Origin of the sequence: Mesorhizobium sp. SEMIA396, from assembly GCF_024518615.1 — a bacterium.
GTDB lineage: Bacteria > Pseudomonadota > Alphaproteobacteria > Rhizobiales > Rhizobiaceae > Mesorhizobium.
Map to the genome: position 1 here is coordinate 1 of NZ_JANIFC010000015.1, position 14,341 is coordinate 14,341.

The window sequence follows — 14,341 nt, forward strand, 5'->3', positions numbered from 1 at the left end:
TGTGCAAGGGCATGAACCGAAGCTTCATCTCGGTCATTCTCGGCGGCTTCGGCGGCGAGACGGCAGCGGCCGCCGATGACGGCATCGAACGCACGGTCAAGCAGGGTTCCGCCGACGATGCCGCCTACCTGATGATGAACGCCCAGAAAGTCATCATCGTGCCGGGCTACGGCATGGCGGTTGCCCAGGCGCAGCATGCGCTGCGCGAAATGGCCGACAAGCTCAAGGCCAATGGCGTCGACGTCAAATATGCCATCCACCCGGTCGCCGGCCGCATGCCCGGCCACATGAACGTGCTGCTCGCCGAAGCCAATGTGCCCTACGACGAAGTGTTCGAACTCGAGGACATCAACTCCGAATTCGCGCAGGCCGACGTTGCCTATGTCATCGGCGCAAACGACGTCACCAACCCGTCCGCGCGCGACGACAAGTCGTCGCCGATCTACGGCATGCCGATCCTCGATGTCGACAAGGCCCGCACCTGCCTGTTCGTCAAGCGCTCGCTCGGCTCCGGCTATGCCGGCATCGACAACACGCTGTTCTACAAGGACGGCACCATGATGCTGCTCGGCGACGCCAAGAAGATGACCGAGGAAATCGTCAAGGCCATGGATCACTGATTTCGCCACGGCGCGACTGACCCAAACACAAAAGCCCGGCGCAAGGCCGGGCTTTTGCTTTTCAATGCTGAGCCGCTTCAGCGGCTGGTGAGAAAAACCGCTTCCTCATCGTCGCGCTGCCTGCCCCCAAGGGCCGCGGCAGCACTGGCGATGAAGGCGCCGATGGCCAGCGACAGCGCACCAAGGAGCGCAAAGGTAGCGCCAGCCTTCCTGGCGGTGTCGGCAGCCTCCTGCGCCTTGACCTTGGCGTCCTGAGCCCTGGCGATGATCGCATCCACCCGCGCCTTGGCATCTGCTTCCGAAAGACCGGTGCGAGCGGCGACGAGTTGCGACAGATAGGCCTTGTCGTCTGCCGAAACCTCGCCTGCCGCCGCACCGGCGATTAGGATGCGCGAGGCCTGCCCGGTCGCGGCGGTATCGCTGTCCGGATTGGCGGCAGCCAGCCTGCCCGGATCGGCCGGACGGAACAGTGAATCCACAAGGTAGGATGTCGCATTGTCGACCGATGCGCTGCCGGCATTGGCCGAAGCCCCCGCCGATGCACCCATGGCAGCGCCAGATGCGACGGTGGACACCGCTTGCACGCCTGAACCGATCGCTGCGGAAAGGGCGGAGCCAAGCACGCCGACGACGAGCAAAGTGGCCAGCGCCCAGGCAAGAAAGCCGTGTGCGGTGTCCCGGAAATAGACCTCATCGGTGTGGATGCCGACCCATTTGGTGCGCAGCCGCCCGGCAAGATAGCCTCCGACACCAGAGGACAGCCATTGCACGATGACAAGCCAGACGGCGGTGGACGCCGCGAAAGTGGTGACAGATGCGCCGGATCCCGACCATGGCGACACCATGGTCAATCCCAGCCCCGAACCGAGCAGCATGAGGATGAAGGTCAACGTCGAAGCCGCGAAGGCACCGGCGATGATCGGTCCCCAACTGACGGCGGTGGAGGAGGATTCTGTTGAAGTGGAAACGTCGACAGCCGATAGGGTGGACTGCATGGAAGCCCCCTACCGTACGAACAGCATGATCAGAATGATGATCGGGATCGGAATACCGAGCAACCAGAGCAAAATGCCGCGTCCCATGAAGGCCTCCTGTAAGAAATTGTGATCGATGTTGTCACAATGTCCCGCAGGGACTTCCGTTCCGGGGCGTTGTAAAATGATTCTGTTGCCGCCGGTGGAACAATTGGCGCGCCGCAGCGCGCCAATTCAGAATTTAACGTCCGGATCAGATATCCAGATTGGCGACCGACAGCGCGTTGTCCTGGATGAACTCGCGCCTGGGTTCGACCTCGTCGCCCATCAGCCTCGAAAATAGTGAATCCGCGTCGGTCGCGTCATTGACCTTGACCTGCAGCAGCGAGCGCACATTCGGGTCAAGCGTGGTTTCCCACAGCTGTTCGGCGTTCATCTCGCCGAGACCCTTGTAGCGCTGCATTGTCAGGCCCTTGCGGCCGGTCGCAAAGACCGCATTGAGCATCGCCAAGGGCCCCGAAATCGTTTCGGAGACATCCTTGCGGCGCAGCACCGGCGGCGACCCGTAGACCTCGCTGAGGCGCTGTGCGTAGCGGTCGAGCTGGCGTGCGTCGGCCGAATTGATCAGCGCCAGGTCGAGATGCGCGTATTCCTTGACGCTGCGCACCGTGCGCTCGAACACATAGCCGCCGACACCCTCGTTTGAGGTCGACATGCGGCCCGTCCAGCCGCGCTCGGTGTCCTCGGCAATGATGTCGAGGCGTTTTGCAATCCGCTCCGCCATGTCGTTGGCTCGGCCGAGATCGGTGAACACGTCCGGGTTGAGCCCGCCGGCGATCGCCGCCTGCTCGACCACGCCTCTGTTGTAGCGCGTGTGCAGGCCGTTGATCAGCTGGCGCACCGCCAGTGCGTCGTCGATGGCTCCGCGCAGGTCCTGTCCGATGCGAACCTCGCCCGAGCCGAGCGTAAGCGATGCTTCCTCCAGTCCCGAGCCGATCAGGAACTCCTCGAACGCGCTCTCGTCCTTGATGTATTGCGAGCTCTTGCCGCGCGTCACCTTGTAGAGCGGCGGCTGGGCGATGTAGAGATGGCCGCGCTCGATCAGCTCCGGCATCTGCCGGAAGAAGAAGGTCAGCAGCAAGGTTCTGATATGGGCGCCGTCGACGTCGGCGTCGGTCATCAGGATGATCTTGTGGTAGCGCAGCTTGTCGGCGTTGAACTCGTCCTTGCCGATCGAGGTGCCGAGCGCCGTGATCAGCGTGCCGATCATGTCGGAGCCGAGCATGCGGTCGAAGCGCGCCCGCTCGACATTGAGGATCTTGCCGCGCAACGGCAGGATCGCCTGGTTCTGGCGCGAACGCCCACCTTTGGCCGAGCCGCCGGCGGAGTCACCCTCGACGATGAAGATTTCGGACTTCGCCGGGTCGCGTTCCTGGCAGTCGGCCAGTTTGCCGGGCAGGGAAGTGACGCCGAGCGAGCTCTTGCGGGTGATATCGCGCGCCTTGCGCGCCGCTTCACGCGCCGCCGCGGCCTGGATCACCTTGTCGACGACCACCTTGCCTTCGCTCGGATGTTCTTCCAGCCAGGTGCCGAGCGCTTCGTTGACCAGGCCTTCGACGACAGGACGGACTTCCGACGAGACCAGCTTGTCCTTGGTCTGCGAGGAGAATTTCGGATCTGGAACCTTGACCGACAGCACCGCCGTCAGGCCTTCGCGGCAATCGTCGCCGATCAGCGAGACCTTTTCCTTCTTGGTCAGGCCGGAGGATTCGCCATAGCCGGTGATCTGGCGCGTCAGCGCGCCGCGAAAGCCGGCCAGATGCGTGCCGCCATCGCGCTGAGGGATGTTGTTGGTGAAGGCCAGCACGTTCTCGTGGTAGCTGTCGTTCCACCACATCGCCACTTCGACGGTGATCCCATCGCGCTCCGCCCGGATGGCGATCGGCTTGTCGATCAGCGGTTTCTTGACCCGATCGAGATATTTGACGAATTCCTCGAGGCCTCCATCATAGTGCAGTTCATGGCGCACGACGTCGGCGTGACGGGCATCGGTCAAAATGATGCGCACGCCGGAATTGAGGAAGGCAAGCTCGCGCAGCCGGTGTTCCAGCGTGCCAAAGTCGAATTCGACCATGGTGAAGGTCTCGGCCGACGGGAAGAAGGTGATCTGGCTGCCGCTGCGGCCCTCATAGGTGCCCGGCTGCTTGTCCTGCTCATAGCTGCCGGTCGCCTTCAGCGGCGCGTCGGCATTGCCATGCGTGAAACTCATCTCGAAGATCTGGCCGTTGCGGCGGATTTTCAGCTTCAGCCACGCCGACAGCGCGTTGACCACCGAGACGCCGACGCCATGCAGGCCGCCCGAGACCTTGTAGGAATTCTGGTCGAACTTGCCGCCGGCATGCAGCTGCGTCATGATCACTTCGGCCGCCGAAATGCCTTCTCCGGTGTGGATATCGGTCGGAATTCCGCGGCCATTGTCGATCACGGTGACCGAACCATCGGGGTTGAGCGTCACGGTGACGAGATCGGCGTGACCGGCCAGCGCCTCGTCGATGGCGTTGTCGACCACTTCATAGACCATGTGATGCAGGCCCGAACCGTCGTCGGTATCGCCGATATACATTCCGGGGCGTTTGCGGACAGCATCCAACCCCTTCAAAACCTTGATGGAATCGGCGCCGTATTCGGCTTCAGCGCCGTTGTTGTTATCGATCTGATCGCTCATGAAAACCTGTTGTCTGGATGCCGCTTGCACGGCGCGAAAAACCCGCTCCGAATCGCGCCTCTGATATGCACTAGATATAGGCGCAAAAGGCGGTTTTTCCAAGGTTTGCAGGCATTTCACGGGGAATGAGCCGGCTGTCCATGGCAGCCTCCCGTCAGGCCCTATTTCACTTTGGCCAGCCGGTCCCTGAGAAACTTGATCATGAACTTGTATCGCGGCGCCAGCCGCCCGCTGCGGTCGAGCTCCAGCGTCATGTCCAGCGCCTGCGAAAGCACCGTCTTGGGGTTCTTGGCGACCTGAGCGTAGTCGATCATGGCAACCACCAGGTCGCGCTGCCAGGTGGCGTTGTTTGGGTCGGACCGGGCGAGCTTCTGGCGGATGTCGAGACTGTCCTGGAAAGCCTGCCGCGCGCCTTTGACGTCGCGCTGCTTGGCCTTGAGCATGCCGATCTCGGACAGGGTGATCGACAGGTCGCGTTGCCAGTCGGCATTGGCAGGGTCGAGCTTGGCCAGCCGGTCGGCGATAGCGAAACTGTCTGTATAGGCCTTGAGCGCTCCGGCGCGGTCGCCCTGAATCGCCAGAATGCCGGCGACCTTTTCCAGGCTGACCGAAAGGTCACGTTGCCAGTCGGCGTTGGCAGGGTCACTGGCCGCCAGCATGCGGGCTATAGAGAGGGCTTGCCTATAGGCGGCGAGGGCTGCCGGCCAGTCCTCTTGATCGCTCAGCGCATTGCCCATCTTTGCGTTGCCGACAGACAGGTCGCGCTTCAACTCACTGTTGTCGGGGTCGCGGCCCGCTAATTGTTCGACGATCGCATGGCCCGCTTTATAGGACGCGAGTGCGCCCGCCGCATCGCCGCGCTCGCGCTTGAGGTCGCCGATCGTATCATGGCTGACCGACACATCGCGCTGCCGTTCGGCATCCTGCGGCTTCTTTTCGGCCAATGCCAATCGGATATTCAGGCTCTCCTCGTAGGCCATCTGGGCGTTGTCCAACTGGCCGGCGGTACGCGCCAGTGCACCGATCTCGTCATAGCTGATGGTCAGGTCGCGCTGCAGTTCGGCGCGCTCCGGCTCGTTGTCGGCAAGCTGCTTCTTGACCGACAAGCCTTCCTGGTAGATCTGCGAGGCCCCAGCCAGATCGCCTTGCGTCACAAGCACATTGCCGATCTTGTCGTCGGCCATGGCGAAGTCGCTGAACCATGACAGCCGATCGGGTTCGGCAGCGGTCAAATCCCTGAGCATGGTTCTGGCGGTCCGATAGTTTTCCAGCGCTTCCGGCAGGTCTCCTTGCGCCAGCTTGATGTTGCCGAGCTTGATGTGGCTGACGGCAAAATCGCGCTTGACGCTCGGGTCGGTTTCCCGGGCCGAACGCAGCTCGAGATTGGACACCAGCGCTGCAAAGGCGCGGCCTGCCGCATCGGTGTTGCCGACAAGGGTGTAGAGCTTGCCGAGCTCGTCCAGGGTTCGGATCTGGCGGTCGGCCTGGTCCAGGGTCAGATCGGTTTGCCCGGCCTCGCCGTAGAGGACCAGCACCGATTCATAGTCCTTGATGGCCGTGGCGTAGTCGAGGTCGGCGCGCGCCGCACCGCCGGACAGGAAACGCGTCGCCGCCTCGGACAGCGTGCGGTTGACGAAGTTGGCCTTCAAGGCGTTGCGCGAAACATTGTCGATGTCGGCGGCCTTTGCGAGGATGGCGCGAGCCCCATCGAAGGCGCCGAGCGAAAGCTGCTCCTCGGCCTGCCGGCGCAATTCCGTCACCTGCGGATCATCGGAGGCCAGCGTCCTCATTTCGCCGCGCACCTTGACGAAGGCGTCGGCCGCCTCGCGCAACCGGGCATTCAGGCTGTCCGCCGAAAGGTGGCTGGCGTCGGAGCTGATCAGCACGCCGTAGAGAGGCGCCAGCGGCATGTCGGCATCGCTGGCGACCTGCTCGACCTCACCGCGCATTTCCGGCGTCACGTCGGCCATGGCAAGCAACAGGCGCTCGCGCTCCGGCAATTGTTGCTTGGCGGCCGCGGCAAAAAACAGCTTCGGCAGGCCGCTCTCGACGTAAGGCAGCTGTTTGCCCCGCGACAAATCGTAGACCTCCTGCTGCACCAGCGTCAGCACCGAGCGGATCTCGAGCCCGTCGGTGCCGAGATATTTGGTCAGCGCTGTCGTGAAGGGCGAGTTCTGGCCGGTGCCGTCGGCAGCCGTCTCGCCCGGTGCGGCGGAGAAGGCGAACAGGATGTTTTCGGCGCGGCCAATCCGGCCGAGACCCGGCTTCACCTTGTCGGAGACATCCTTTGCCAGCGATGTCGCGCCGCGCCCTTCACCGCTGCTTCCCGAGAAGGGATCGCTGCGGCAGGCGTCGAGCATGATCAGGCCGACCTTGGCCGTGGCGGCCACGCTGTCGCGCACCTCTTCCAGCGGCAGGCTGGTCTTCTCCAGCGCATCGAGCGAGGAGGCGTCGGCATCGATCGGGAGCAGCCGGTTGTCGCCCGAGATTTCCACGCCGTGGCCGGAGAAGTAGACCAGCGCCACGTCGGCGCCTTTGGCATCCAGGCGAAAATCGTCGAGCGCGCGGCGCATTCGCCGCAGGTCGCGATTGGTTTCGAGGATGACCTCGAAGCCGAGCTTCTTCAGCGCCGCTGCCATCGCCTCGCCGTCATGGACCGGATTGGCGAGCGGCCGAACCAGGCGGTAGCCGTCCTCGGCTATGATCAAAGCCACGCGTCGCTCAGCCACCGCGGCGGCGGTGCTCATGAGCATCAGCAGCAAGGCAAAAAGCAAGCGCAAGTCGAACCGCCCCCCGGCTTGTCCATTTGCGCGAACATTCCACCTCTTTATCGCATGAGCAAGCAAGGCTTTTGGTGAAAAGCCGCCACTTTCAAGCGCCCCGCAGCGGCTTCAGCGCCTCGCTCCAGCGCAACAGCTCGTCGAGCATGGTTTTGGCTCCGCCCTGCACCTGTTCGCTGGCGTTGAAAGCGCCGTTCTCATCGAGCAGTTTCTGGTACATCGGCAGCGCGACGCCTTCCGAGATCGGCATGACGCCGACCGATGTCAGCAACGGCTTCAGCGCTTGCGCCGCGCGCAGGCCGCCGGAGACGCCGCCATAGCTGAAAATGGCTGCAGGCTTGTACTTCCATTCACGCGAGAGATAATCGACCGCGTTGACGATCGCCGGCGCCACGAAATAATTGTATTCCGGCGCCACGAAGACGAAGGCGTCGGCGGCATCGATCGCTTTCGACCAGGCCTTGGTATGGTCGTTCTTGTAATTGCCGAGCCTTGGATGGTGCGGTTCGTCCAGCACCGGAAGCTTGAACGTATCGATGTCGGTCAGTACCGGCTCGAATTTTCCATGCTCGCGCGCGAACGTCTCCAGCCACTCGGCAAAAACCGGTCCGGCGCGGCCTGGCCGCGTGCTGCCGATGATGATGTTCAACTGGTGCTTCAAGGCGGGCTCCTAGGTCTGGCGGTATCTGTTGGTGACCTACGGCAGGACACGGCCGCGGACAAGGCGGCACCGCCATGGAGGCGGTCACAATCGGCTGAACGGATCGCCTGCTGTGACGCCTCGGGCTGTATATTTGCGCCTGCCGTTCGGTCACATGGACGCCCGCATTGCCAGCCATTACATTGGGGTATCAGCGGAGCAGCCCATGGACATCCAGCCCGCCCCCTTCATTCCCCCGGCGCCGAAGCCGCGCACCACGCCGCCCTCGACGCTGGAGATGATCCGCATCGTCTACCGCAACCCGCTCGAATTGTGGGGTGAGCACACCTACAACGAGCCGTGGATCTCGGCCAGTGGTGTTGGTGGACATCTGATCGTCGCCAATGATCCCGGCCTGATCCGCCATGTGCTGGTCGACAATGCCAGGAACTACAAGATGGCGACGGTGCGTCAGAAGATCCTGCGGCCGATCCTGCGCGATGGCCTGCTGACCGCCGAGGGCGAGGTCTGGAAGCGGTCGCGCAAGGCGATGGCGCCGGTGTTCACGCCGCGCCACATCTTCGGCTTCGCCCAGCCGATGCTGAGACGCACGCTGGACTTCGTCGCCCGCTACGAAGACGGCGGCACGTCCGACATCGCCCATGACATGACGCTGCTCACCTACGACATCCTGGCCGAGACGCTGTTTTCCGGCGAGATATCGGGCGAGCCTGGCAGTTTCGCCAACGAGATCGACCGCCTGTTCGAGACCATGGGTCGCGTCGATCCGCTCGATCTGTTGCGCGCGCCCGACTGGCTGCCGAGGCTGACCCGTATCCGCGGCCGCAAGACCATGGCCTATTTCCGCAAGATCGTCACCGACACTGTCAAGATGCGCGAAGCGAAATTCAAGCGCGACCCCGATGCCGTGCCGCAGGATTTCCTGACGCTGCTGCTCAAGGCCGAGGGACCCGATGGACTGACGCGGGCCGAGGTAGAGGACAACATCATCACCTTCATCGGCGCCGGCCATGAGACGACCGCGCGGGCTCTGGGCTGGACACTGTATTGCCTGGCTGAATCGCCGTGGGAGCGCGACCGGGTCGAGCAGGAGATCGACCAGGTGTTGGCGCGCGAGCCCGATCCGACGAAATGGCTCGATGCCATGCCGTTCACGCGTGCGGCTTTCGACGAAGCGCTCAGGCTGTATCCGCCGGCGCCGTCGATCAACCGCGAGCCGATCGAACCGGAAATGTGGAAGGATCTTCATATCCCCAAGCACGCCGCGGTGCTGGTGATGCCCTGGGTCGTGCATCGCCACAGGAAACTGTGGGACCGGCCGGATGCCTTCCTGCCGGAGCGCTTCCATCCGGGAAATCGCGAAAAGATCGACCGCTTCCAGTATCTGCCGTTTGGCGCGGGTCCGCGCGTCTGCATCGGCGCCAGCTTCGCCATGCAGGAGGCGATCATCGCGCTGGCGATCATGCTGTCGCGCTTCCGCTTCGACACGACAGCCGAAACCAAACCCTGGCCTGTACAGAAACTGACCACGCAGCCGCAAGGCGGTCTGCCGATGCGGGTCACGCCGCGACAGGCATGAGACACAGCTTCAGACGGTTGTGATAAATTAAGCAGCAGGCTTGCGTTGCTGGAACTGGCCGGCGGCGCGGTAGCGCCAGAGATAGCTGGGCAGGATCGTCGCGATCGATTGCGGCTGGATGCCGAGCCCTGCAAGCGTCCTGTTGGTCTTGTTGGCGGCGTCCGAAACGATGTTGTGCTCGCGCAACTGCGTCACCTGGTCCTTGGTCAGCAGCGGATTGGGCAACAGACCGAGGATCGAGGCCTGGATGTTGGCCACCCACCACGGCACCGGCACCAGCAGCCGCTTGCGCTCGATCACGTCGAGCAGCTCTTCCATGCACTGCTTGAAGGTGAGCACCTTCGGTCCACCAAGTTCATAGATCTGGCCGCCATCCACCTTGCCGTCGACCGAGCGCGCCACCGCTTCGGCCACGTCGCCGACATAGACCGGCTGGAACTTGGTCTGGCCGCCGCCGATCAGCGGCAGCACCGGCGAATAGCGCGCCATGTTGGCGAAGCGGTTGAAGAAGCCGTCTTCGGGTCCGAAATTGATCGACGGCCGGAAGATCACGGCGTCCTTGATCGTCTCCAGCACAGCCTTTTCGCCAAGCGCCTTGGTGCGCGCGTAGTCTGATTCGGAGTCCAGATCGGCGCCAAGCGCAGAAATGTGGGTCAGGCCGGCGCCGACCGAGCGTGCGGCCTCGGCCACTGCGCGGGCGCCGAACTCGTGCACGGCGGAGAATTTCTGCCGGCCGCTCTCATGCAGGATGGCGACCAGATTGACGACGTGGTCGGCGCCCTGCACGGCGCGGTCTACCGACCAGCGCACGCGCACATTGGCCTGCACCGGCTGGATCTGGCCGACATTGCCAAGCGGCTGCAAATGGCCGGCAAGATCGGGCCGCCGGCAGGCGACCCGGATGCGATAGCCGCGCTTGGCCAACGCGCGCACGACATGGCGGCCGACAAAGCCTGACCCGCCAAAGACGACGACGAGCTTTGGGGTCTGCAGGATTTCGGTCATGGCTGGCTCCGGCGCTCGCAAGCTTGGCTGAAGCCGTTTCATAATCCGTTTCGTGCCAAAGGCAAAGGGCGACGCGTCGTCGCTATCAGCCTGTCAGAACGCTTTGCCCATACGGGCGTCGACCGAATGGCGGTTGCCGCCGCGAATGACGAAGAAGAGCAGGATCGCCGCCCAAAGCAGCGACTTTTCCGCGCCCGAATAGCCTTGGTCCATCGTGACCCAGTGGAACCAGACCGTGACCAGCAGCACGAACAGGCCGGCAAAGGCGGCCGGCCGCGTCAAAAACCCGATGGCAATGAAGATGCCGCCGAAGAATTCAGTGCAGGCCAGAAGCAACGACCACAACGCGCCCGGATAGAAACCGAGACCCTCGACCATCTCGGCAGCGCCGAAAGGATTGGTGATCTTCTGCGAACCATGGATGGCGAAAAACCCGCCGGCGACGACGCGAAGAACGGTTTCGGCACCATCGTGCAGAGCCGCGTAAAACCTGCCAAGGACCGGGATGACAAGGGCGTTGCGGGGGTTGTCCGTGCTTGCCGACATTATAGCTCCTCTGTTTTGCTCAATCAGCGCAAACGGCCGGTCGGGTCGGCCGAAGTCAAATAAACAAAAGTTGACCAAAACAAGAATGTTTTATTCATTGTGCGTCAAAACGCAGAAAACCCCGCCGAAGCGGGGTTTTCCGGGTGACATCCATGCGAAGTCAGGGGCCGACGGAGCGGCCTGACCTGAGACGGTATCAGGAGGGCGTGAAGCAAGTACGCCCACCCCAGCCCTGAACATCCGACATGGTGCCACCAACCTTCTTGCAGGCGGCGACGAAATCGGCGCTGCAATTGGCGAATTTTGCATGGCCGTTCTTGCAGTAATGGTCTTCGGTGGCGCCGCCGCTCGGGGCGGCGATGACACCCGGGCTGGTCGGCTTGGCCGGCGCGGCCTTCAGGGTGGCTGCCTGTGTGGCACCCATGAACGAGCCGAGCAGAAGGACGGCGGTCAGCATGGTGATCTTGGTGTTGGTCATGACAATTTCCTTTGATTTGGGTTGAGGTTTCCGAGGCGCGAAGGACCGGCCTTCGCGTGATGCAGGCTTTCGATTTCGGTTTGCTGCTTCCCCCGGTGTGGATCGGGCAAGCTCGCCTTGCCCTGGACAAAGCTGGGTCGCAGCAAGGCGCGGAAAGGTTCAGCAGCGCGCAAAGAAAATCGCACCGCGCCGCGCCTGCGGCGGGCAGATTTCAGATAACTATTTGATATAAAAAACTATTCAGGAAGAATAGCGTGCGGCGAATTCGGAAATGCGCTGCACCACCGCCTTGGATGCCGTGATGCCCCGCGCTTGCGCCTTCTCGGCGGCCTCTGCGCGGGCACGACCGGGCACATGCACACCGAAGCGCCGCCGCAGCCGGTCGAGCTGGTCCTTCATCCGCTGCTCGAAATCCGGATCGAGCAGCTTGGGTTCGATAGCAAGCACGAATAGTCCCGTGCCGGGGCTGTCCGGCCCGCCGCTGAACCATGGCGCGTCGAGCGACCAGTTGGCGCCCGACAGGCCCGCCGCCAGCACCTCGACCATCAGCGCGATGTTGGCGCCGCGCTGGCCGCCGAAGGCGAGCATTGCGCCCTTCATGGCGGCGGCGGGATCGGTGGTCGGGTTGCCGCTGGCGTCCAGCGCCCAGCCTTCAGGGATCGTCTTGCCCTCCTCGGCCGCTTTGCGGATGTTGACGAAAGCGGTGGCGCTCGACGACTGGTCGATGACCAGCGGCGCCCCGTCGGCGGCGGGGGCGGCAAACGACATCGGGTTGGTGCAGTAGACTGGCTTGACCGAGCCCGAGCCGGCAAGTACGGCCGGGCCGTTGGTGGCGGCGAACGACACCAGCCCGAGTGTTGCCAGCCTTCCGGTGAAATAGCCGAGCGCGCCGCATGTATAGGCGTTCTTCTGCGAGAAGATGGCGACGCCGAACAGCTTTGCCGCCTTGGCGAGGTCGTCGATAGTGCGGTCGAAGCCGGTATGCGCCAGCCCCCGGCGTGCATCGGAGAGATAGACCGCAAGCGCCGGCCGGGTGATCACCGGGTCGGCATTGCCGTCGATGCGTCCGGCTTCCAGCGCCTCGAGATAGTCGATGAAATGCGACAGACCGACCGAGGAAAGCCCTTCGGCCTCGGCTGATATGATCGAAGCAGTGAGCGATTGTGCCGCTTCCTCATTGGCGCCAGCGCCAAGTGCCGCCATCCGGCACAGTCCTTTTGCCTGGTCGAGACTGAGTTGCATGATGGCAATCCTAGGGGAGTAAGGGAATAGGGGAATAGGGGAATGGTGAGCAGTGAATAGCGAATGGGGATGGAATTGTGAACGTGAATAGTGGCTGGCTACTCCCCTACTCCCCTACTCCCCTACTCCCCTACTCCCCTACTCCCCTCTAGCCAATCTTGTTGGGGATCCTGGCCTCTATCCTGCTGAAGGCGAAGACCAGAATACCGGTGATCGTCATGTAAATCAGCGCCAGCAGCAGCAGGGGCTCATAGGTGAGGTAGGTGTCCTGCCGCACCTTGGACGAAACGGCGAAGATGTCGATGACACTGATCGTTGCCACCAGCGGCGTCGATTTCAACTGCAGCACGGTCTCGCCGGTCAGCGTCGGCAGCGCCCGGTAGATGGCCTGCGGCAGCCAGATCCGCCGGAATGCCTTCCAGCGGCTCATGCCGAAGGCACGCGCCGCCTCCAGTTGTCCCTTGGGCACACCGGCAAAGGCGCCACGCATCACCTCGCCCTCATAGCCGGCGAAAGACAGGGTCAACGCCAGCACGCCATAGGGCCAGGCTTGCCTGAGATATGGCCACATCCAGGATTCGCGGATCCACGGATATTGCGGGAACAGCGAACCCAGGCCGTAATAGAGCAGCCAGAGCTGGATCAGCAGCGGCGTGCCCCGGATCACCGTGCAGAACACCTTGGCAGGCGCGGCGAACCAGAATGAGCCGGCGGCTTGCGCCAGCCCGAGCGGCACGGCGAGCAGAAAGCCCAGCACGCAGGTGACGGCCAGGATCCACAGCGACCGCCAGATGCCGATCAAGCCCATTTCATAATATTGCGGCAGCCAGTCCCAGCGCATGAAAAAGGCAGCCGACAAAACAAGGCCCAGTGCGATCAGGATCAGCACGATGCGGTGCGGCTGCAGCCACAGCGATGTTCGCGCGACGACGTTGATGATGGCAGCCTCGTTGGCCATCAGCGCGCCTCCTTGAGCGAAGGCATGCCGCGCCGCGACCAGGTCTCGACCCGGCCGATGACGAGGTTGGAGAACAGCGACAAAAGCAGATAGAGCACGCCCGCCGCGAAAAAGAAGGTGAAATAGGCTTTGGTGACACCCGCCGCCTGCCGCGTCGCCAGCGCCAGTTCGTAGAAGCCGACGACCGCCAATAGCGCGGTATCCTTGGTGGCGATCAGCCAGAGATTGGCGAGGCCCGGTATGGCGAAGGGCAGCATTGACGGCAAGGTGATGCGCCGCAACAGCAGGCCCGGAGACATTCCATAGGCGCGGGCGGCCTCGATCTGGCCCTGCGGAATGGCCAGGATCGCGCCGCGTATCACCTCTGTCGAATAGGCGCCCTGGACGAAGCCGAGCACGGCGATGCCGGCGGCAAGGCCGCTCACGTCGACGCGCTGATAGCCCATGGCCGTCAGCGCCTGATTGATCAGGTCGGTTCCGGCGTAATAGAGCAGCAGGATCAGCACCAGTTCGGGCACAGCCCGCACGATGGTGGTGTAGACCGCCAGGAGATCGCGCACCACCGGCCCGCCATAAAGCTTGCCATAGGCGCCGCCGGTGCCGATCAGAAGGCCGAGGCACGTGGCGCCCAGCGCGATCTCGATGGAGTGCAGCAGCCCGACCAGAAGCGTCCCGCCCCAGCCTGGCGGGTAGGGCGAGAGAAGCTCGGTGATGCCGGCCGCGGAGGCCGAAAGAAGTGCGTCGATCAGCGTCGCCCCCGAAGTGCTGGCCAA

Annotated in this window: 12 protein-coding genes; 2 read left to right on the forward strand and 10 right to left on the reverse strand. The window is 63.2% G+C overall.

All coding sequences use genetic code 11. The annotated features are described in order from the left end of the window. Positions 1-620, forward strand: a 620-nt coding sequence (locus NP503_RS28740) for an NAD(P)(+) transhydrogenase (Re/Si-specific) subunit beta (protein WP_164767434.1), incomplete at its 5' end; no start/stop codon positions are given. Between the two features lie 77 nt (positions 621-697). Here the strand turns inward: NP503_RS28740 and NP503_RS28745 are convergent. The 4 genes from NP503_RS28745 to NP503_RS28760 all read right to left on the reverse strand — a co-directional run bounded on the left by NP503_RS28745 (position 698) and on the right by NP503_RS28760 (position 7,760). Continuing rightward, entirely contained in the window at positions 698-1,615 is a 918-nt protein-coding gene (locus NP503_RS28745; protein WP_127272751.1) for a hypothetical protein, read from the reverse strand. A gap of 232 nt (positions 1,616-1,847) precedes the next feature. Continuing rightward, positions 1,848-4,319 (reverse strand): DNA topoisomerase (ATP-hydrolyzing) subunit B, encoded by a 2,472-nt coding sequence (gyrB, locus tag NP503_RS28750; protein ID WP_127273497.1) that lies wholly within the window; start codon positions 4,317-4,319, stop codon positions 1,848-1,850. 161 nt (positions 4,320-4,480) lie between these two features. Next, entirely contained in the window at positions 4,481-7,099 is a 2,619-nt protein-coding gene (locus NP503_RS28755) for a caspase domain-containing protein (protein WP_127328184.1), read from the reverse strand. 91 nt (positions 7,100-7,190) lie between these two features. Beyond that, positions 7,191-7,760 carry an NADPH-dependent FMN reductase gene (locus NP503_RS28760; RefSeq protein WP_127271840.1) on the reverse strand — a complete coding sequence of 190 codons (570 nt, stop codon included), beginning with the start codon at positions 7,758-7,760 and terminating at the stop codon, positions 7,191-7,193. Positions 7,761-7,965: 205 nt separating this feature from the next. Between NP503_RS28760 and NP503_RS28765 the strand changes: the two genes are divergently transcribed. Further along, positions 7,966-9,339 (forward strand): cytochrome P450, encoded by a 1,374-nt coding sequence (locus NP503_RS28765; protein WP_127270315.1) that lies wholly within the window; start codon positions 7,966-7,968, stop codon positions 9,337-9,339. Between the two features lie 27 nt (positions 9,340-9,366). Here NP503_RS28765 and NP503_RS28770 read toward each other — a convergent pair whose 3' ends face one another. From NP503_RS28770 to NP503_RS28795, 6 genes are all read right to left on the reverse strand, one after another. Beyond that, positions 9,367-10,344 carry a complex I NDUFA9 subunit family protein gene (locus NP503_RS28770; protein ID WP_127270317.1) on the reverse strand — a complete coding sequence of 326 codons (978 nt, stop codon included), beginning with the start codon at positions 10,342-10,344 and terminating at the stop codon, positions 9,367-9,369. Between the two features lie 93 nt (positions 10,345-10,437). Beyond that, positions 10,438-10,890 carry a DoxX family protein gene (locus NP503_RS28775; protein WP_127270318.1) on the reverse strand — a complete coding sequence of 151 codons (453 nt, stop codon included), beginning with the start codon at positions 10,888-10,890 and terminating at the stop codon, positions 10,438-10,440. A 196-nt stretch (positions 10,891-11,086) separates the two neighbouring features. Continuing rightward, a complete protein-coding gene (locus NP503_RS28780; RefSeq protein ID WP_127270320.1) occupies positions 11,087-11,368 on the reverse strand; it encodes a hypothetical protein in 282 nt (93 codons plus the stop codon). 240 nt (positions 11,369-11,608) lie between these two features. Next, a complete protein-coding gene (locus NP503_RS28785) occupies positions 11,609-12,610 on the reverse strand; it encodes an Ldh family oxidoreductase (protein WP_164749058.1) in 1,002 nt (333 codons plus the stop codon). 148 nt (positions 12,611-12,758) lie between these two features. Continuing rightward, complete coding sequence (locus NP503_RS28790) at positions 12,759-13,568, reverse strand: ABC transporter permease (protein WP_027039831.1); 810 nt, start codon at positions 13,566-13,568, stop codon at positions 12,759-12,761. After that, positions 13,568-14,233 (reverse strand): ABC transporter permease, encoded by a 666-nt coding sequence (locus NP503_RS28795; protein WP_164749059.1) that lies wholly within the window; start codon positions 14,231-14,233, stop codon positions 13,568-13,570. The genes NP503_RS28790 and NP503_RS28795 overlap by 1 nt, the downstream gene beginning before the upstream one ends. Between the last annotated feature and the right edge of the window lie 108 nt (positions 14,234-14,341).

Coding starts and splice junctions, on each gene's coding strand:
- NP503_RS28745 (WP_127272751.1), bottom strand. CDS start 1,615: ATGCAGTCCACCCTATCGGCTGTCGACGTTTCCACTTCAACAGAATCC.
- NP503_RS28785 (WP_164749058.1), bottom strand. CDS start 12,610: ATGCAACTCAGTCTCGACCAGGCAAAAGGACTGTGCCGGATGGCGGCA.
- NP503_RS28770 (WP_127270317.1), bottom strand. CDS start 10,344: ATGACCGAAATCCTGCAGACCCCAAAGCTCGTCGTCGTCTTTGGCGGG.
- gyrB (WP_127273497.1), bottom strand. CDS start 4,319: ATGAGCGATCAGATCGATAACAACAACGGCGCTGAAGCCGAATACGGC.
- NP503_RS28790 (WP_027039831.1), bottom strand. CDS start 13,568: ATGGCCAACGAGGCTGCCATCATCAACGTCGTCGCGCGAACATCGCTG.
- NP503_RS28780 (WP_127270320.1), bottom strand. CDS start 11,368: ATGACCAACACCAAGATCACCATGCTGACCGCCGTCCTTCTGCTCGGC.
- NP503_RS28765 (WP_127270315.1), top strand. CDS start 7,966: ATGGACATCCAGCCCGCCCCCTTCATTCCCCCGGCGCCGAAGCCGCGC.
- NP503_RS28775 (WP_127270318.1), bottom strand. CDS start 10,890: ATGTCGGCAAGCACGGACAACCCCCGCAACGCCCTTGTCATCCCGGTC.